At 64.9% G+C, this 16,995-nt stretch carries 20 protein-coding genes; 10 read left to right on the plus strand and 10 right to left on the minus strand.

Translation table 11 applies throughout. The features are described 5' to 3' along the window. Positions 1–7: 7 nt before the first annotated feature. Both HNQ71_RS12145 and HNQ71_RS12150 read right to left on the minus strand, forming a co-directional pair. On the minus strand, positions 8–949 hold the full coding sequence (locus tag HNQ71_RS12145; protein ID WP_184872806.1) for a CHAD domain-containing protein: 942 nt from the start codon (positions 947–949) through the stop codon (positions 8–10). Then, positions 946–1,419, minus strand: coding sequence for a CYTH domain-containing protein (locus HNQ71_RS12150; RefSeq protein ID WP_184872807.1), 474 nt, complete (start codon positions 1,417–1,419; stop codon positions 946–948). The genes HNQ71_RS12145 and HNQ71_RS12150 overlap by 4 nt, the downstream gene beginning before the upstream one ends. Before the next feature lie 103 nt (positions 1,420–1,522). On the opposite strand from HNQ71_RS12150, the gene HNQ71_RS12155 reads away from it, so the two are divergent. Genes HNQ71_RS12155 through HNQ71_RS12170 form a run of 4 tightly spaced genes read left to right on the plus strand, consistent with a single transcriptional unit; the run spans position 1,523 to position 5,232 of the window. Beyond that, entirely contained in the window at positions 1,523–2,215 is a 693-nt protein-coding gene (locus HNQ71_RS12155) for a CerR family C-terminal domain-containing protein (RefSeq protein WP_184872808.1), read from the plus strand. A gap of 13 nt (positions 2,216–2,228) precedes the next feature. Next, complete coding sequence (locus tag HNQ71_RS12160) at positions 2,229–3,182, plus strand: HlyD family secretion protein (RefSeq protein ID WP_184872809.1); 954 nt, start codon at positions 2,229–2,231, stop codon at positions 3,180–3,182. Beyond that, the gene (locus HNQ71_RS12165; protein WP_184872810.1) at positions 3,179–4,099 is read left to right on the plus strand and encodes an ABC transporter ATP-binding protein; all 921 of its coding nucleotides are present in this window, start codon (positions 3,179–3,181) and stop codon (positions 4,097–4,099) included. The genes HNQ71_RS12160 and HNQ71_RS12165 overlap by 4 nt, the downstream gene beginning before the upstream one ends. Beyond that, a complete protein-coding gene (locus tag HNQ71_RS12170; RefSeq protein WP_184872811.1) occupies positions 4,096–5,232 on the plus strand; it encodes an ABC transporter permease in 1,137 nt (378 codons plus the stop codon). The genes HNQ71_RS12165 and HNQ71_RS12170 overlap by 4 nt, the downstream gene beginning before the upstream one ends. Before the next feature lie 110 nt (positions 5,233–5,342). Here the strand turns inward: HNQ71_RS12170 and HNQ71_RS12175 are convergent, their stop codons facing one another. Further along, a complete protein-coding gene (locus HNQ71_RS12175; RefSeq protein ID WP_184872812.1) occupies positions 5,343–6,320 on the minus strand; it encodes a threonine/serine dehydratase family protein in 978 nt (325 codons plus the stop codon). Between the two features lie 128 nt (positions 6,321–6,448). After that, positions 6,449–6,772 (minus strand): hypothetical protein, encoded by a 324-nt coding sequence (locus HNQ71_RS12180; RefSeq protein ID WP_184872813.1) that lies wholly within the window; start codon positions 6,770–6,772, stop codon positions 6,449–6,451. A 173-nt stretch (positions 6,773–6,945) separates the two neighbouring features. On the opposite strand from HNQ71_RS12180, the gene mbfA reads away from it, so the two are divergent. After that, entirely contained in the window at positions 6,946–7,929 is a 984-nt protein-coding gene (gene mbfA / locus HNQ71_RS12185) for an iron exporter MbfA (RefSeq protein WP_184872814.1), read from the plus strand. 164 nt (positions 7,930–8,093) lie between these two features. On the opposite strand, the gene HNQ71_RS12190 is transcribed toward mbfA, so the two are convergent. The 3 genes from HNQ71_RS12190 to HNQ71_RS12200 all read right to left on the minus strand — a co-directional run bounded on the left by HNQ71_RS12190 (position 8,094) and on the right by HNQ71_RS12200 (position 9,074). Then, positions 8,094–8,438 carry an antibiotic biosynthesis monooxygenase gene (locus tag HNQ71_RS12190; RefSeq protein ID WP_184872815.1) on the minus strand — a complete coding sequence of 115 codons (345 nt, stop codon included), beginning with the start codon at positions 8,436–8,438 and terminating at the stop codon, positions 8,094–8,096. Next, positions 8,435–8,767, minus strand: a complete 333-nt coding sequence (locus tag HNQ71_RS12195; protein ID WP_184872816.1) for an NIPSNAP family protein — start codon at positions 8,765–8,767, stop codon at positions 8,435–8,437. Before HNQ71_RS12195 ends, HNQ71_RS12190 begins: the two co-directional genes overlap by 4 nt. 97 nt (positions 8,768–8,864) lie before the next feature. Further along, positions 8,865–9,074, minus strand: coding sequence for a DUF1127 domain-containing protein (locus tag HNQ71_RS12200; RefSeq protein WP_184872817.1), 210 nt, complete (start codon positions 9,072–9,074; stop codon positions 8,865–8,867). A gap of 68 nt (positions 9,075–9,142) precedes the next feature. On the opposite strand from HNQ71_RS12200, the gene HNQ71_RS12205 reads away from it, so the two are divergent. Continuing rightward, positions 9,143–9,817, plus strand: coding sequence for an ArsR/SmtB family transcription factor (locus tag HNQ71_RS12205; RefSeq protein WP_184872818.1), 675 nt, complete (start codon positions 9,143–9,145; stop codon positions 9,815–9,817). Positions 9,818–9,842: 25 nt separating this feature from the next. On the opposite strand, the gene ligD is transcribed toward HNQ71_RS12205, so the two are convergent. Further along, the gene (gene ligD / locus HNQ71_RS12210; protein ID WP_184872819.1) at positions 9,843–12,392 is read right to left on the minus strand and encodes a DNA ligase D; all 2,550 of its coding nucleotides are present in this window, start codon (positions 12,390–12,392) and stop codon (positions 9,843–9,845) included. A gap of 13 nt (positions 12,393–12,405) precedes the next feature. After that, positions 12,406–13,278 (minus strand): non-homologous end joining protein Ku, encoded by an 873-nt coding sequence (gene ku / locus HNQ71_RS12215; protein ID WP_184872820.1) that lies wholly within the window; start codon positions 13,276–13,278, stop codon positions 12,406–12,408. Between the two features lie 371 nt (positions 13,279–13,649). Here ku and HNQ71_RS12220 point away from each other — a divergent pair, with 371 nt between their 5' ends. From HNQ71_RS12220 to HNQ71_RS12235, 4 genes are all read left to right on the plus strand, one after another. Further along, on the plus strand, positions 13,650–13,790 hold the full coding sequence (locus HNQ71_RS12220) for a hypothetical protein (protein WP_095083793.1): 141 nt from the start codon (positions 13,650–13,652) through the stop codon (positions 13,788–13,790). A 179-nt stretch (positions 13,791–13,969) separates the two neighbouring features. Continuing rightward, positions 13,970–14,440 (plus strand): DCC1-like thiol-disulfide oxidoreductase family protein, encoded by a 471-nt coding sequence (locus HNQ71_RS12225; protein WP_184872821.1) that lies wholly within the window; start codon positions 13,970–13,972, stop codon positions 14,438–14,440. Between the two features lie 206 nt (positions 14,441–14,646). Further along, positions 14,647–15,021 (plus strand): YciI family protein, encoded by a 375-nt coding sequence (locus HNQ71_RS12230; protein ID WP_184873322.1) that lies wholly within the window; start codon positions 14,647–14,649, stop codon positions 15,019–15,021. After that, the gene (locus HNQ71_RS12235) at positions 15,018–16,265 is read left to right on the plus strand and encodes an RNA polymerase sigma factor (protein ID WP_184872822.1); all 1,248 of its coding nucleotides are present in this window, start codon (positions 15,018–15,020) and stop codon (positions 16,263–16,265) included. Before HNQ71_RS12230 ends, HNQ71_RS12235 begins: the two co-directional genes overlap by 4 nt. Positions 16,266–16,285: 20 nt before the next feature. Here the strand turns inward: HNQ71_RS12235 and HNQ71_RS12240 are convergent, their stop codons facing one another. Then, complete coding sequence (locus HNQ71_RS12240; protein WP_184872823.1) at positions 16,286–16,912, minus strand: glutathione S-transferase family protein; 627 nt, start codon at positions 16,910–16,912, stop codon at positions 16,286–16,288. Between the last annotated feature and the right edge of the window lie 83 nt (positions 16,913–16,995).

Here is a 16,995-nt window from a genome sequence, read left to right on the forward strand (position 1 = left end):
AGCTCGGTCAGCCGGTGGTTGCGATAAGATCGTCTTGGGCCGCCTCGGCCAGATCGCCGCGCGCCTTGCGGGCCAGTTTGCGTGTCGAGCGTTTGGGACTGTCGCCGAACAGCTCGGCTGCCTCGGCCAGGCAGGACTTCTTCAGCTGCTTTTCCGACCGCTTCAGAAGCTTGCCCAGGAGCCTGGTGTCTTCGGCCGGTCCGAGCGGACGGTCATCGGCCTCGAGCAGGTCGCGCATGACGAACAGATCATGCAGGTCGCCCAGCCGCTCACCCAGTGCGTCGACCGCCTTGCGCCTTGCCTTGATCGGCGTCGGCCATAGCCTGCCGAGGAGTGACAGATGCATGCCGTGCGTCTTGGCCGCCTTGCGCAGATCGTGGAAATCATTGGCCGCGCCGCGCGATCCGGCCTTGTCGAGCGCTTTCCTGGCCCGGCGCAACGTGTTGCGGGCGCCTTCGGCAAGCACATCGGCGGCCTGTTCCGGCTGATCGGGCAGAGTGAGGGTTTCGATCCGGTGCAGGCCTTCCTCGCAAGCGGCGGTGGCAGCAGCAATTGCCGCGTCGAGCCCCGGGCCTTCGTGCAATTCATGCTGGCGGGCGATCAGCCTGTCGCGCACCGCCGCCAGCCCGTCGTCGGCGCTCTCCTTGGGAAAGCCTGCCGCCAGCCGGTCGATGGTCTCGATCAGCGCCGTCGCCTGGCGCGGCCCGGCAAGCAGGCCCGCCACGTTGCGATAGCATTGGTTCTCGGTCTCGCAGAATGTTTCGTCACCGGAACGAACAAGGCGCAATAAAGCGCGCGTGCTTTTCAGCCGCTTGCGGCATTTGTGCAGCCCCTGTTCCGGCCGGCTGCGCGCGGCGTCAAGATGGGCCAGTGCCTTGCCGATTTCCTCGGCAAGGATACGCCTGACCTCGCCGGTCAGTGGCAGGCGCGGATCGATGCGAAAACTCATGCGGCGATCTCCGGAATCCCCCCGAGGGCGAGCGACGCGTTGTAAAATTCAGGCTCGCCAGTGACCTCGCGGCCGAGCCAGTCAGGCAGCATTTCGGCCGGCACGTCCTCCGGCGTCTCAAGTTCGGCGACCACAAGTCCCGCAAGCGGGCCGCCAAAGACATCGACCTCATAGAGATAGCCGCGATGCCTAACATGGTGGCGTGTCTTCTCTATGACACGCCCAAGCGCGAAGGCCAGCATCTCCTTGGCCTCCGCCAGCGGGATCGGATATTCGAATTCGTCGCGCACGCGCGCCCTGCTGCCGAATTTGAGCGTCAGCTTGGCGGAAGCGTCGTCGCTGATGCGGATGCGCAGGGTTCGACCGGGGGTCGCGGCAAGATAGAACTGGCGAATGCGGATATCCGCCTCGACCAGATCCCGCCATGTTGTGCCGGAGACCAGGAATTTACGTTCGACTTCCTTGCCCATGGCCGCGCACTAAAGCGTTAACAGACGGCCGTGGCAAGATGGTCGCATACACAAGTTTGAGTCATTGATTGACTTTAATCAATCGATTGATTAAAGTGCGCTCATGATCAAGTTGCCCGACACCGGAAGTCCCCGTCGCGAGACGTCACCCGCCGAGATGACGCGCTCGGCTCTCGTCCATGCGGCGCTGAAACTGTTCGGACGGCAGGGTTTCGACGGCACCTCGACGCGCCAGATCGCGGCCGAGGCGCAAGCCAATATCGGCTCGATCGCCTATCATTTCGGCGGCAAGGAGGGCCTTCGCGCCGCCGCCGCCGACTTTATCGTCGAGACCATCCAGGCGGTTGCCGGCCAGGCGCTCGGCAATGTGCAGGCACCTGCGCCGGGACCGGCCAGTCCGGAGGCGGCGCAAGCGCTGCTCTTCGCGGCGCTGGAGCGAATGGTCGGCTTCGTCGTGGCCAGTCCGCAGGCCGGCGAGATCGTGCAGTTCGTGTTGCGCGAGCTTTCGCATCCGACGGCAGCGCTCGACCGCATCTATGACGGCGTGTTCGAGCCGACGCACCGCAGGCTGTGCCAGCTCTGGGAGCAGGCGACCGGGGAGCCGGCCGAAAGCGAGGCCACGAGGCTCACCGTGTTCACGCTGATCGGCCAGGTCATCTATTTCCGCATCGGCCGCGAGGCGGTGATGCGCCGCATGGGCTGGAACGACATTGGCGCCGCCGAGGCGGCCAAGGTGGTGGCGGTCACGTCGGGCAATCTCAGGGCCATATTGGCCGCCCGCAAGGTGCAGGGATGAAGGGGCAAAGACCATGAGCTTTCTGTGTTCGCTGCCGCTCGCCGCGCAGCTTTTCAGCGCCTGTGCACCGGCAGCGCCGCTGGCCGTCGGCTATGTCGAGGGCGACTATGTGCTGCTGGCGCCGATCGAGGTGGCGCAGGTCGAGACCGTCACCGTCAAGCGCGGCGATCGTGTCACACCCGGCACGACCCTGGTGACGCTGGAAAGCGCCGACGCCAAGATCGCGGTCGCCCAGGCCGAGGCCGGCCTTGCCCAGGCCCAGGCGCAATTGGCCGACCTGCAGATCGGCAAACGCCCGGAAGAGATCGCGGTGCTCAAGGCCGAGGTCGACATGGCCAGCGCGCAGGCCGCGGACGCCAAGCGCAAATACGACCGCGCCGCCGATCTGTTCAAGCGCGGCGCCGGCACGCAGGCCGATTTCGACACCGCCTCGGCGACGCTGGAGACAGCCAACGCCCAGGTCGGCCAGGCCAATGCCAATCTCGCTGTCGGCGGCCTGCCGGCGCGCCCGGAGACGATCAAGGCCGCCGACAACCAGGTCAAGCAGGCGCAGGCGACCCTGGAGCAGGCGCGGTGGCGCCTGTCGAAGCGGGTGCTGGCGGCGCCGTCGACGGGCCGCGTCAACGACGTCATCCGCAATCCGGGCGACACCGCCGGCCCGACCGCGCCGGTCATTTCGATCCTGCCCGACGGCGCGGTAAAACTCAGCGTCTACATCCCGGAAGCCGCCTTTTCCTCGGTCAAGGTCGGCACCTTGCTCGGCGTCCACTGCGACGGTTGCGGCCCGGACGTGAAGGCACGGGTCAGCTACGTCTCGCCGGATCCCGAATTCACCCCGCCGGTGATCTATTCCTTGGAGAACCGGCAGAAGCTGGTCTATCTGGTCGAGGCACGGCCGGAGGGCGATGCCGGCCCGCTGCAGCCGGGCCAGATCGTCGATGTCGATCTCGCGGACGGCGGAAAATGAACGCCATCGACGTCCATGGCCTGGTCAAGCGGTTTGGCGACAAGACCGTCGTCGACCATGTGACGATGACCGTCGCCGAAGGCGAGATCGTCGGCTTTCTCGGCCCCAACGGTTCGGGCAAGACCACCACCATTCGCATCATGTGCGGCCTGCTGACGCCCGACGAGGGCGATGGCACGGTGCTCGGCTTCAACATCCGCACCGAGAGCCTGCGCATCAAGCGCGAAGTCGGCTACATGACGCAGAAATTCTCGTTCTACGAGGATCTGACGATCGGCGAGAATCTCGAATTCGTGGCGCGGCTTTACCGGCTGAGGCCGGTCGAGGAGCATGTCGCCCGCACGCTCGAGGAACTCGGCCTGACGACGCGCCGCAACCAGCTGGCCGGCACCTTGTCGGGCGGCTGGAAGCAGCGGTTGGCGCTGGCCGCCTGCATCATGCACAAGCCGAAGCTGTTGTTGCTGGACGAGCCGACGGCCGGCGTCGATCCGAAGGCGCGGCGCGAGTTCTGGGACGAGATCCATCGCCTCGCCGGCGGCGGGCTGACCGTGCTGGTCTCCACCCACTACATGGACGAGGCCGAGCGCTGCCACCGCATCAGCTACATTTCCTACGGCAAGATGCTGGCCACCGGCACCGTCGCCGAGGTGGTGAAAAATGCCGGGCTGACCACTTTCATCTTGCAGGGCCCGCGGCTCGGCCAGGTGGCTGAAGCGCTTCAGGGCCGCCCTGGGGTCGACCAGGTGGCGCCGTTCGGCGCGACGCTGCATGTCGTCGGTTCGGACAGGAAGAAGCTGGAAGCTGCGCTCGCCGATGTCGAGAAAGAGCACACGGGCGTGACGGTGGCGCCGGGCGAAACCAGCCTCGAGGACGTCTTCATCCAGTTCATGTCCGGCTCGAAGGACAACATGGCATGAACAGCGTCTTTTCCTTCGCCCGGCTTGGCGCGCTGCTGATCAAGGAGTTCATCCAGATGCGGCGCGACCGCATCACCTTCGCCATGATGCTCGGCGTGCCGCTGATGCAGCTGGTGCTGTTCGGCTATGCCATCAACAACGACCCGAAGAGCCTGCCTGCCGCGCTTGTGGCGACGAGCAGCGACCCCTACACGCGCGCCATGGTCTCGGCCCTGCAGACAACCGGCTACTACCGTTTCGACCATGTCTCGCAAAGTGCGGCCGATGCGGAATTCCTGATGTCGCGCGGCGATGTCGCCTTCGTCGTCACCATCCCCGCGGATTTCGCCCGCCGGGTCGAGCGCGGCGACAGCCCGCAGATACTGATTGAGGCCGACGCCACCGACCCGGCCGTCGCCAGCGGCGCCATCTCGACGCTCGGCACCGTCGCCAGCCAGGCGCTGCTCAGGGCGCGCGGCATGCAGGAGGCGGCCGCCGAGGCAGCCCTTGGGCAGCTCGAAGTGGTGGTGCACCGGCGCTACAACCCGGAAGGCATTTCGCAGTACAACATCGTGCCCGGCCTGCTCGGCGTCATCCTGCAGATGACGATGGTGATGATGACGTCGATCGCGCTGACCCGCGAAACCGAGCGCGGCACCATGGAGAACCTGCTGGCGATGCCGTCCAGCCCGCTCGAGATCATGATGGGCAAGGTGCTGCCCTATCTGGCGGTCGGCGGCGTGCAGGTGGTGGTAGTGCTAGCGGCTGCCAAGCTCTTGTTCGCCATCCCCTTCACCGGGTCGATGTCGCTGCTGTTGACCGCCGTTCTGATCTTCGTGCTGGCGCTGGTGCTGCTCGGCTACACGATCTCGACCATCGCGCGCACGCAGATGCAGGCGCTGCAACTCACCTTCTTCTTCTTCCTGCCGTCGATCATGCTGTCCGGCTTCATGTTTCCCTATCGCGGCATGCCCGGCTGGGCGCAGGCGTTCGGTGAGATCCTGCCGCTAACGCACTTCCTGCGCATCATCCGCGCCGTGATGCTGAAGGGCGCCGAACTGCCGGCGGTGGCGACGGAGATCGGCTGGCTGGTGGTGTTCGTGGCGCTGTTTGCCGGCGTCGCGCTGGTCCGGTTCAGGCGGACGCTGGATTAGACGCCGCGCCGGTGGCGTACGGGCTCTTGCGGAGGTTTTGGAGGCCGGCAGGACAGAGGGGGGTGGGAAGGATCACTGCGGCTGTCACCCTGCGCGGCCGCGTTCTTCGCCTACGCCGCCGCCATGATCTCGGCATAGGTGCCGAAATCGACGTTGCCGCCGGACAGCACCACGGCGACACATTTGCCGGTGAGCTCGATCTCGCCCGATGACAGTGCCGCCAGCGCGACGCAGCCGCCGGGTTCGACCACCAGCTTGAGGTAGGCCATGGCGTCGCGCATCGCCTGGCCTGTCGCCTTGTCGGAGACGGCGATGGCCCCGGCTAGGTTTCTGCGGTTGATCTCGAAGGTGATCACGCCGGGCTCGGCGGTCAGGATCGCATCGCAGATCGAATTGTGACCCGGCTCGTTCGAAACCCTGGCGCCGGCGGCCAGCGAACGGCGGGTGTCGTCGAAATATTCGGGTTCCACCGCCCAGACCGAAGTGCTGGGCGAGGCGTCCTTGACGGCGACGGAAATGCCGCTCGACAGGCCACCGCCGCCGCAAGGGATGACCACCGCGTCGAGGCTGACGCCATGCGCTTTCGCCTGGCGCATAATTTCGAGGCCGATCGTGCCCTGGCCGGCGATGATGGCCGGGTCGTCGAAGGGCGGCACCAGCACCATGCCTTTCTCGATGTAGGGGCGCACCACGGTCATGCGGTCGTCGCCAAAGCGGTCGAACGGCACCACTTCCGCCCCCATCTTGCGGACATTACCGACCTTCATCGCCGGCGCGTCGGCCGGCATGGCGATGACCGCCTTGACGCCGAACATCGCCGCCGACGCCGCGACGCCTTGCGCGTGGTTGCCTGACGAGAAGGCGACCACGCCACGGCTGCGCTCCTCCTCGCTGAGTGAGGAGAGCTTGTTGTAGGCGCCGCGGAACTTGAAAGAGCCGGTGCGCTGCAGCGTCTCCGGCTTGAACAGGATGCGGGCGCCATAGCGCCTGTTCAACTCCTGCGATTCGATCAACGGCGTTTCGACGATCAGGCCGGAAAGCCGGGCGGCGGCGTGGTGGATGTCTTCTATGCCGGGAGGGGTGGTCATGGCGGATCCTGCGAAAAAATGGTCCGGCCATGGTGCACGGAAACGGCCGCGCGACACCAACGAAAAAATGTGACGGTTACAAGGTTGGGGAGTCTTGCCGGCGTTTGTGCCGTGCGGCCAACCGGCACTTATCCCAACAACGCCCGCTGCCGCCTGGTGCCACCCAGCTTGCGCCAGCTGTTGAACCGATGCGTGGCGGCGGCGAAGGAGATTTTCATCTGCTGGGCGACCGAATAGCGCGACTTGCCTTCATCGAACATGCGGTAGCAGCATTCGACGCCCTCTTCTGTCAACTTGCCGTCCGGGGCCTTGTTGTGCGGATTGGCCGGGTCGAATTTCTCGACCTGCTGCTCGACCAGGCCTTTCAGGCGCTGCAGATCGGCCTCGATGCTGGCGATGAGATCGAGAACGGGCTTGGGGTCATAGTTGTGCGGAGGCTGTTTTGCCGTCATCTGCGGATTCCTTTTCCTTGGCTTCGCGCCGAATATAGGTGAACATTCGCTGATAATGAAGGGTGCGGCTCGCGCGCGGGCTTCAACAATTGTTGACCGCGACCCAGGCGCGCATTGACCTGGGGCACATCAAACCCTAGTTTAGAACCGTTCTAAACTAGGGTGAATTCCTCATGCTTTCCCGTGTTTTCGGTTTCGGCCGTCGTCCCTTCGAATCGCTCTCCGAACAGGAGATCCTGGCACTGGCCATTTCGTCCGAAGAAGATGACGGGCGCATCTACCGGGGCTACGCCGACGGACTGGCGGAAAGCTTTCCGCAATCGGCAAAGGTGTTCGAGGAGATGGCCGAGGAAGAGGATGGCCATCGCGACTCGCTGATCGAGCTTTTCCGCAAGCGTTTCGGCGATCGCATTCCGCTGATCCGGCGCGAACATGTGAAAGGCTACTTCGAGCGCAAGCCTGACTGGCTGGTGAGGCCGCTCGGCATCGAGCATGTGCGCAGCCAGGCCGAGGCGATGGAACGGCGCGCCTATCTGTTCTACGTCGAGGCGGCCAAGCGCACCACCGATGCCTCGACCCGGAAACTGCTCGACGATTTGGCGGTGGCCGAGCAGGGTCACGAAACGCTGGCGCAGCGTCTGGAACAAAAGCATGTGCCGGGCGAAGTGAAGGACGAAGAGGCCGTTGCCGAGCAGCGCCAGTTCATCCTCACCTATGTGCAGCCGGGGCTGGCCGGGCTGATGGACGGATCGGTGTCGACGCTGGCGCCGATCTTTGCCGCGGCTTTTGCCACCCATGACACCTGGCAGACGCTCCTGGTCGGGCTCGCTGCCTCGATCGGCGCCGGCATTTCGATGGGCTTCACCGAGGTCGCGTCCGACGACGGCAAGCTGTCGGGCCGCGGCTCGCCGATCAAGCGCGGCCTCACCGTCGGCATCATGACGACGCTCGGCGGGCTCGGCCACGCGCTGCCCTATCTCATCCCGCAGTTCTGGACGGCGACGGCGGTCGCCGCGGTGGTGGTGTTCTTCGAATTGTGGGCGATCGCCTTCGTCCAGAACCGCTACATGCAGACGCCCTTCCTGCGTGCCGCCTTCCAGGTGGTGCTGGGCGGCGCGCTGGTGTTCGCGGCCGGCGTGCTGATCGGGAATGCGTAATTAGACGACAGGGGTCGGCGCCGCCCCTCACCCTTACCCTCTCCCCGTGAAGAACGGGGAGAGGGGGTCGCCAGCGTTGGAGCGCTTGCCTTCTCCCCGTCCCTTACGGGGAGAAGGTGCCGGCAGGCGGATGAGGGGCAACGCCGACACCTGCCCACTAACCTTCACCCATTCACTGCCCGGCTATCCGCCGGCGCCTCGGCCCTTTCCGTCAGCCCGTAGTCGCGCACGACATGGGCGATGCGCAGACGGTAGCCGGCAAAGATACCGCCACGGCCGGCCTTCTGCGCCTGCCGGTGCTCCTCGGTGTTGCGCCAGGCCTTGACCGCCTCCTCGTCGCGCCAGAACGACAAGGACAGGATGCGGTTCGGGTCGGAGAGACTCTGGAAGCGCTCGATCGAGACAAACCCGTCGATGCCGTCGAGCAGAGGGCGCAGGTCAGCGGCGATGCGGAGATAGGCATCGCGTCGGCCTGCCGCCGGTTCGACCTCGAAGATGACGGCGATCACGGCAGCACCAGTTTCGCGTGCGGGCCGGAAGCCAGTTTCAGGAACATGCGATCCTCCCTATGGATGAACTTTTCACGGCGGGCGAACTCATAGTTTGCCTTGCCGGCGGGGTCGGCGGCAAGCCGGGCGCGATAGGCCTCGTAGGCCGCCAGGCTGTCGATGTTGTAGGCGGCGTAGGCTGTCGTCGCCGAGCCCTCATGCGGCGCGAAATAGCCGATCAGGTCGGCGCCGCAGCGCGGAATGACCTGGCCCCAGTTGCGGGCATATTCCTCGAAGGCCGCCTTGCCGAACGGGTCGATTTCATAGCGGATGAAGCAGGTGATGGTCATGATGGTTTCCTTGGCGGGTTGATTTCTTCTTGCGGCGACATTTCGAGCGAGGTCGAAGCATCCCTAGGGCTGATCTGCTAGGCAATTCCCTTGCGGGTCATGCCCGCCAGAAGGATTTCGCGCATTCGCGGCGCACGTCTTCCGGCGTCAGGCCGAGGTCGCGCAGCAGGTGGTCGTCGATCTCTGCAAGGTCGAGGCGCTGCACATGGCGGTCGTGCCACCGGGCCAGCAGCCGCGAACGGATCCAGGTGACGAACGGGAACGATCGGCGGCTGGGGAGCGGTGCGGAAGTGGAAGCGGTTGTCATCGTCGTCTCCTTGATCTGCTCGGAGAATAATGCTTATCTGACAAGAATGCTTCGATGAGGAACGAACTATGCGTGAAGGACCGGACATCGCCCGCATCGCCAGCCTGGTCGGCGACCCGGCGCGGGCAAACATGCTCAACGCGCTGATGGGCGGCACGGCTTTGACCGCGAGCGAACTGGCGCTCGAGGCCGGCGTGTCGCTGCCGACGGCGAGCTCGCATCTGTCCAAGCTGATGGAGGGCGGACTGCTGACGCTGGCGAGCCAGGGAAGGCATCGCTACTACGGCCTCGCCGGACCGCAGGTGGCGGGCATGATCGAGGCCATAACCGGTGTTGCGGAAGCCGTTGGCCCAAAGCGCGTGCGGCCGGGCCCGCGAGACGGCGCTATGCGCGTGGCGCGTGTCTGTTACGACCACCTCGCCGGCGAGCAGGCGGTGGCGATGCTCGACCGTCTTGTCGAGAAGGAAATCCTGCTGCGCGACGACAAGGAGATCAGGCTCGGGCCGTCGGCGGCACCGCATTTCGCCGCCATCGGCATCGATCTCGACGCCAAGCCGCGCCGGCCGGTCTGCCGCGCCTGCCTCGACTGGAGCGTGCGCCGTTCGCACCTCGCCGGCACGCTGGGCGCTGCCATCCTCGACAAGATCCTCGCCGAAAAATGGGCGCGCCGCGAGAAGGACAGCCGTGCCGTCATCTTCTCACCGCCGGGCAAGCAGGCCTTCGAACGGGTGTTTTTGGGTTGAGATGTTGGCGGGACAGCGGAAGAAACTACCCCCGCCCGAGCACCTTCCCTTGCTTGAAGAAATCCGCCCACGGATCGGCTTCCGCCAGCTGCTTCAGCGTCGTCTTGTCGCCGATCGGAAAGGCATTCGGCGCCAATCCCGCCTCGATCTCGGCCCACGTCACCGGCATCGACACGGTGGCGCCCATCTTGGCGCGTGACGAATAGGGCGCGACCGTGGTCGAGCCCCGGCCATTGCGCAGATAGTCGACGAAGATCTTTCCCGTGCGCGCCTTTTTCGACAGCGTCGCCGTGTAGCGGTCGGGCGAGGCCTGTTCCAGCGCCTTGGCAAAATCATGGGCAAAGGTTTTCACCGCATCCCAATCCGCCGATGGTTTCAGCGGCATCACGACATGGTAGCCCTTGCCGCCTGACGTCTTGACGAAATTCGGCAACAACAGCTCGTCGAGCTTGCCTCTGATATCGAGTGCGGCCTCGCGTACCGCCTTGATCTCGACGCCTTCATCGGGATCGAGATCGAAGATGATCTGGTCCGGCTGTTCCAGCGCATCGACGGTGCAGCCCCAGATGTGGATCTCGACCACGCCGTACTGGACCAGCGCCGCAACACCGTCGAAATCGCGGATGAACAGGATCTCCTCGCCGTCCGTCGGGTCCTTCATCCGGGCGATCTTGTCGCTCATGCCCGCCGATGCATGTTTCTGGAAGAAGCGCGGGCCGCCGACGCCGTCCGGCGCCCTGACCAGGCTGAGCGGTCGGTTGACGATGAACTGTTCCATGCGCGGCCACACCAACGCGTAGTGGTCGAGCAGGCCCTGCTTGGAAATCTTTTCCTCGGGCCACAGCAGCTTGTCGGGGTGGGAAAGCTTTACGCTGGTCGCCATCGCTCCGGCAGGTTTGCCAGCGCTGCCTGATACCGGCTTCGCCTTTGCCGGGCTCTTGCCTGCCTTCCCTGTCGAAGCCTCCCCTGTCGAAGACTTCCCTGCCGCAGACTGGGGCTTTTCCTGCACGACTTCCTCCGCCGGCTTGTCCTCGCGCAATCCCTGGAACGATGCATGGCGTACTATACGGTCGGATGTCCAGTTGCGGAACTCCACTTCGCCGACCAGTTCGGGCTTCACCCAGACTAGGCCCTTGCCTTTCGGCACGGCCTTGTCGAAGGGCGAATGCTCCGCCTTCAGCGCATCGAGTTTTGTCTTCAGGTCGGTAGCCGTCTTGGCCGAGAAGCCGGTGCCGACGCGGCCGGCATAATGCAGTCGGCCACCCTCGTGATAGCCGACCAGCAGCGAGCGCAGCCCGCGCCCGGTCTTGTCCGACGGCAAATAGCCGCCGATGACGAACTCCTGCCGCGCCGTGCATTTCGACTTCACCCAGGACGGACCGCGCCCGCTGCGATAGGGCGCATCGGCGCGCTTGGAGACAACGCCTTCCAGCCCCATGCGGCAGGCATGCTCCAGCATGATCTTTCCGGGCTCGGCGAAATGGTCGCTGAAACGGACGGCCGGGTTCTCCGGCGGCTTGCCAAGCAGGTCCTGCAAGGCCTGCTTGCGCTCGACCAGCGGCTCGCCGCGCAAATCCTTGCCATCGAGCCGCATCAGGTCGAACACATAGTAGATGAAACGATCTGTCCGTTTCGCGGACAGGTCGGCCTGCAACAGTGCGAAGGACGACACACCGCTGTCGGCCAGCACGACGATCTCGCCATCGACGATGGCGTCGCTGCATTTCAGTCCGGCGAGTTCCGCGGCGATCGCGCCGCCGAATTTTTCCGTCCAGTCGAGCCCAGTGCGGGTGAGCAGCCGCACCTCCGTGCCGGCAATCTGCGCCTGCATGCGATAGCCGTCGAACTTGACCTCGTGCAGCCAGTCCTTGCCCGGCGGTGCGTCCCGCTCCAGCGTCGCAAGCTGCGGCTCGACGAAGTTGAGGCGCGTGCCGGTCTTTGCCTTGCCGGCGGCCGGCTTGTTGGAATGCCAGACATCAGGCTTTTCGCCCTTGGCGGCTTTGCCTTCGCCGACCTCCTCGATCGTCAGGCCCGACTTCACCGATTCCGGCGCTTCCTTCAGAATGTCCTCGCCGGGGCGCGCCGCGGCATCGTCCGATTTGATCAGCAGCCAGTTCTCGCGCTTTTCGCCCGCGCGCGGCTTCAGCCGCACCAGGTGCCACAGACCATGCAGCTTGTGGCCCTTGAGCTCGAAGCTGATATGGCCCTTCTTCATGGCCTTGGCCGGGTCGATTTCGGGAACCCAGGTGCCCTCGTCCCAGACGATCACCGAGCCGCCGCCATATTCACCCTTGGGAATGGTGCCCTCGAACGGTGCATAGTCGATCGGATGGTCCTCGACATGCACGGCCAGCCGCTTCTCATGCGGGTCGAGGCTCGGGCCGCGCGTCACCGCCCAGCTCCACAGCACGCCGTCATGCTCCAGGCGAAGGTCGTAATGCAGCCGTGTCGCCGCATGCTTGTGGATGACGAAGATGCCGCCCGCCTTGGCGTTCTTGCCGCGCGCGACCTTGCCGGCCGGTTCGGCCGTCTTCTTGAAATCACGCTTGGAATGATACTGTTCGAGGCTGGCCATCTGTTTCTGATCCTCAGGCCGATTTGCGCTTGGACGCGCCGGCTTTCGGCTTGGTGCGTTTGGCCGCCGGTTTGGCTTTTGCCGGCGTGGAAGCCTCCGATGAGCCGGCATCCGAAGACAGGCTCTTCTTCAGCGCGTCGAACAGATTGACGACATTGGAGGGCTTGGGCTCCGCCTTGGCCTTTGGCGCCTTCCTGCCGGCCTTCCTGGCGCGGATCAACTCCACCAGCGCGTTCTCGTATTTGTCCTCGAACTGCGAGGGGTCGAACTTCGCCTTTTTCTTGTCGATGATCCGTTCGGCCAGATTGGTCATCTCCTGGTCGCTCTTCACGTCCTTGATGTCGCCGAAGATAGTATCCGGCTCGCGCACCGTGTCGTCGTAGCGCAGCGTCGTCAGCACCATGCCCATGCCGCGCGGTTCGATCACCACCGGGCGTTCGCGGCTGTAGAGCACGATGCGCGCCAGCCCCGCCATCTTCTTATCCGCCATCGCATCGCGGATGACGGCAAATGCCTCTTCCGACACCTTGTCGGCCGGCGTCACATAGTAGGGGGTGTCGAGATAGATCTGCTGGATCGAGGATTTGTCGACGAAACCGTCGAGCGCCATCGTGTGCGACGACTCGATCTGCACCGCCTCGATCTCGTCTTCCTCGATGCGGACGAAGTCGCCGTCGTCGACTTCGTAGCCCTTGATCTCGTCCCCCTCCCGCAACGGCTTGCCGCTTTCCGCATCGACGTAAACGCGTTTTACCGTGTTGCCGGTCTTGCGGTTCAGCACCCGGAACGAGACCTTCTCGGCGTGGGTGACGACGTTGGTCAATTCGACGGCACAGGTGACCAGCGATAGCTTCAGATAGCCCTTCCAGGCTGGACGCGGCGCCATGACAATTCCCTTCGCAACAGGTCTCGAAATCCAGAACGACTGGAGCCTGTTCCAGTTCCGTCACCGATCCCTGTCCAGGCTGGGATTTCCGGCGCTGCGTCGCCCAGCATGAAAATTTCGCTAGCGCGGCAAGATTTGAAACAGAACCGCGCGCAGGCGACATTCAAACGAAACATATGTGATGCAAAAGTCACATTGGCAGAAATGTCGACGGACCACACGGAAAGACCCCGAATCAGCCGCATTCCGGCCACGAACCAAGGCCTTTTCGACCAGATATTAACATCGTGTTCACCGACTATTCACGCCTCGACGCTATGATGCCCGCAATTCGGAAGGGACATCCGAAAATCGGGACAGGGACAGGTAAAATGAACTTCCTCACGCACCTCATCGGCTATGCCGCCGCCATCCGCGAATTCGTTGCGCCGACCTATCGGCCGGAGCGCTACTACATGCGCGGCCCCGGCCCGGCCAGCGCCCGTCGCGGCAATTCGTTGAGCGCGCGCTGACCATGACTTTCGAGAGCCGCCACGATAGCCGGATCTGCCGGCCGGCCGCCGAATCCCGCGCCACCACCTATCGCGCCGAGCGTCCCGCTCTGACCGACAGGCGGCGTGCGATATCGCCTCGGCTTTGATACCGCCTCCGGCTGGCTTAGTGTCCTAGGGCACAAGCAGCCGAGGCCCGCGTGACCGACCCCCATCCAAGTCGTCCCCATTCAAGTCGACCCAAGTCCGCCCGTCCCTCCGACACCCTCGATCGCAGCCATCTGCTGATCGTCTTCGACGGCGTCTGCGTGCTGTGCTCCGGCTTCGTGCGCACGGTGGTCAGGCTCGACCGTCAAAGCCGCTTCAGCTTCGCCACCGCGCAGTCGCCGTTCGGCGAAGCGCTGTTCAGGCAACACGGGCTGCGCACGGATACCTACGAGACCAATCTCGTTCTGATCGACGGCATCGCTTTCACGCATCTCGACAGCCTCGTTGCCGTCATGGCGGAGCTCGGCTGGCCGTGGCGGGCGGCCAGGGTCCTGTTGCTGCTGCCGCGCCCGCTGCGCAACTGGCTTTACGACCGCATCGCCAAGAACCGCTACGCCCTGTTCGGTAGGAAAGACAGTTGCGGCATTCCTCCTGCCGAACTGCGCGAGCGGTTCCTGGGCTGAAAGCGCGGCTCTGGGAGCAGCGAATGAGCCGTCTCATTGTCGGCTACGGCACCTCTATCGGTGCGGGCGATCACAAAACAGTTGGCGGCTTGCGCAAAAAACCGTCGCAGCCGAAAGTTTTTTCCGCAGCCTGTCGAAATCGGGCGATGCCGCGCGACATACGTCCGGCTCGCAATGACGCGGCCTCGAAACCACGGGAGAAGACCATGCAGTATCTGCTTCTTATCTATTCCAGCGAAGCCGGAATGGCGGCCGCGCCCAAGGAGGCGATCACCCAGATGAGCGCCGCTTATGGCGCCTATACCGAAGCGATGAAGAAGGCCGGTGTGTTCGTGGCCGGTGAGCGATTGAAACCAACGAAGATAGCAACCACCGTACGGGTGGCCAACGGCAAGACCAATGTGATTGACGGCCCCTATGCCGATACCAAGGAGCAACTCGGCGGCTACTATTTGATCGAGGTGCCCGACATGGACGCGGCTATTTCGTGGGCGGCACGCTGTCCCGGTGCCAGCGCCGGCACAATGGAAGTGCGGCCGATCTGGCCGATGGCCGAATACATGACAACATACACTGCATGAAGGCTGTCGGGTCAGATGCCGCCAGGGCGGTCGCCGAGGCCGCCGCCCGGCAGAGCTACGGCAAACTGGTCGCCTGGCTCGCGGCGCGCACGCGCGATGTGGCGGCGGCCGAGGATGCGCTGGCCGATGCCTTTGCCGAGGCGCTCGAACGCTGGCCGCGGACCGGCGTGCCTGAAAAGCCGGAAGCCTGGCTGCTGGCCGTGGCAAGGCGCCGGCGCGTCGATGCGGTGCGGCGCCGGCTGACCAGCGAGGCCGGCCGCGATCATCTCAAGCTGATTGCCGAGGAGGCGGAGGCGCGCATGACCGACGAAGAGCTGCCCGACGAACGGCTGCGGCTGATGTTTGCTTGCGCGCATCCGGCGATCGAATCGGGTGTGCGCGCGCCGCTGATCCTGCAGACGGTCCTGGGGTTGGACGCCGCTACCATCGCCTCTGCCTTCCTGGTCTCGCCTGCAACCATGGGCCAGCGCCTGGTGCGCGCCAAGACCCGCATCCGGGAAACCGGAATTCCGTTCCGAGTGCCTGAACGGGCCGAACTCGGCGAGCGGCTGGACGCGGTCCTGGAAGCCATCTACGCCGCCTTCGCCGAAGGCTGGTCCGATCCGGCCGGCACCGAGACGCAGCGCCGCAATCTGGCGACCGAAGGCATCTGGCTCGGTCGGCTGGTGGCTTCGCTGATGCCGGATGAGCCGGAGGCGCTCGGCTTGCTTTCGCTGATGCTGTTTGCCGAGGCACGCCGCTCGGCGCGGCGCGATGCGGCCGGAGAGTATGTGCCGCTCGCCGAGCAGAAGTGCGCAGAGTGGGACGCCGCCTTGATCGAGGAAGCGGAATCCCTGCTGCGCCGCGCCGCCACCATGGGCGTCATAGGCCGCTACCAGCTCGAAGCGGCCGTACAATCCGTCCATGCGGCGCGACGGCTGACCGGCCTGACCGACTGGGCCGCGATCCGCAATTTCTACGATGCGCTGTCAGTTATCGCCGGATCGCCGGTGGTGGCGATCAACCGCGCGGTGGCGATCGCGGAGGCTGAAGGCGCTGTGGCGGGGCTGGCGGCTATCTATGTGCTGGGCGACGACAAGCGGCTCAACGACTATCAGCCTTATTGGGCGGCGCGTGCCGGTCTCCTGGCCAGGCTCGGTCAGGTGCCACAGGCGATCGACGCCTATGACCGGGCGATCGGCCTTGAGCGCGACCCGGCGGTGCGCCGGTTCCTGCAGGGAAAACGGGCAGCCCTCAGACACTAAGCCTCGCCGTCGGCAGCCGTTCAGGCCGGCCACATCTCATGTGCCGTGTTGAGCGTCTTCATCAGCGGATGTTCGCGCAGCGCGGACCACAAGCGTTCCACATTCGGCCACGCCGTTCGCGCCTTGTCGGCGTCGGGATGCCAAGCCACCAGCATGACGAGGTAGATGTCGGCCACCGACATCCGGTCGCCGACCAGCCAGTCGCGGCCCTCGAGCGCGCCATCGAGGACGGCGAAGCCGCGATCCATCTCGGCGACGGCCGCCTGCTTGACGGCCTTCGTACCGTCGGCATCGGTCGTGTAGCGATGGGCATAGTAGAGCCGCAGGATTGCCGGATAGAGCACGGACGACATGAAGGCCATCCAGCGCAGGAAGTCGGCGCGCGCCGGCGCGCCGACAGGCGGCGCCAGGCCGGCATAGGGGTGACGTTCGGCAAGCAGGATGCAGATCGCCGCCGATTCGGTCACCGAGCGGCCGTCCGGCAAGGTCAGCACCGGAACCTGGTTCAGGGGACTGATGTCGACAAATGCCGGATCGGGCCGATCCGCCTTCGGCACGTCGATCTGCTCGAACGGCGCGTTCGCCAGCGCCAGCGCGGCCTCGACGACGAAGCCGCCACTGCCGGGACGGGTATAGAGCCTGTACATGAAATTTCTCCCCGGCCTGCTTTGCGCAGGCCAGTGACGATTTGAACTGGAAGCAGGTTCGGCTCAAGCCGATAGCGGTCGCC

It is taken from the genome of Mesorhizobium sangaii (assembly GCF_014207355.1).
GTDB classification, from domain to species: Bacteria; Pseudomonadota; Alphaproteobacteria; order Rhizobiales; family Rhizobiaceae; genus Mesorhizobium; species Mesorhizobium sangaii.

Excerpts from the sequence above, each read along its gene's own strand:
- HNQ71_RS12180 (WP_184872813.1), bottom strand. The coding sequence starts at position 6,772 with ATGACGGCAAAACAGCCTCCGCACAACTATGACCCCAAGCCCGTTCTC.
- HNQ71_RS12220 (WP_095083793.1), top strand. The coding sequence starts at position 13,650 with ATGAACTTCCTCACGCACCTCATCGGCTATGCCGCCGCCATCCGCGAA.
- HNQ71_RS12170 (WP_184872811.1), top strand. The coding sequence starts at position 4,096 with ATGAACAGCGTCTTTTCCTTCGCCCGGCTTGGCGCGCTGCTGATCAAG.
- ligD (WP_184872819.1), bottom strand. The coding sequence starts at position 12,392 with ATGGCCAGCCTCGAACAGTATCATTCCAAGCGTGATTTCAAGAAGACG.
- HNQ71_RS12160 (WP_184872809.1), top strand. The coding sequence starts at position 2,229 with ATGAGCTTTCTGTGTTCGCTGCCGCTCGCCGCGCAGCTTTTCAGCGCC.
- HNQ71_RS12195 (WP_184872816.1), bottom strand. The coding sequence starts at position 8,767 with ATGACCATCACCTGCTTCATCCGCTATGAAATCGACCCGTTCGGCAAG.
- HNQ71_RS12150 (WP_184872807.1), bottom strand. The coding sequence starts at position 1,419 with ATGGGCAAGGAAGTCGAACGTAAATTCCTGGTCTCCGGCACAACATGG.
- HNQ71_RS12145 (WP_184872806.1), bottom strand. The coding sequence starts at position 949 with ATGAGTTTTCGCATCGATCCGCGCCTGCCACTGACCGGCGAGGTCAGG.
- ku (WP_184872820.1), bottom strand. The coding sequence starts at position 13,278 with ATGGCGCCGCGTCCAGCCTGGAAGGGCTATCTGAAGCTATCGCTGGTC.
- HNQ71_RS12200 (WP_184872817.1), bottom strand. The coding sequence starts at position 9,074 with ATGACAACCGCTTCCACTTCCGCACCGCTCCCCAGCCGCCGATCGTTC.
- HNQ71_RS12230 (WP_184873322.1), top strand. The coding sequence starts at position 14,647 with ATGCAGTATCTGCTTCTTATCTATTCCAGCGAAGCCGGAATGGCGGCC.
- mbfA (WP_184872814.1), top strand. The coding sequence starts at position 6,946 with ATGCTTTCCCGTGTTTTCGGTTTCGGCCGTCGTCCCTTCGAATCGCTC.
- HNQ71_RS12155 (WP_184872808.1), top strand. The coding sequence starts at position 1,523 with ATGATCAAGTTGCCCGACACCGGAAGTCCCCGTCGCGAGACGTCACCC.
- HNQ71_RS12205 (WP_184872818.1), top strand. The coding sequence starts at position 9,143 with ATGCGTGAAGGACCGGACATCGCCCGCATCGCCAGCCTGGTCGGCGAC.
- HNQ71_RS12240 (WP_184872823.1), bottom strand. The coding sequence starts at position 16,912 with ATGTACAGGCTCTATACCCGTCCCGGCAGTGGCGGCTTCGTCGTCGAG.
- HNQ71_RS12165 (WP_184872810.1), top strand. The coding sequence starts at position 3,179 with ATGAACGCCATCGACGTCCATGGCCTGGTCAAGCGGTTTGGCGACAAG.
- HNQ71_RS12235 (WP_184872822.1), top strand. The coding sequence starts at position 15,018 with ATGAAGGCTGTCGGGTCAGATGCCGCCAGGGCGGTCGCCGAGGCCGCC.
- HNQ71_RS12175 (WP_184872812.1), bottom strand. The coding sequence starts at position 6,320 with ATGACCACCCCTCCCGGCATAGAAGACATCCACCACGCCGCCGCCCGG.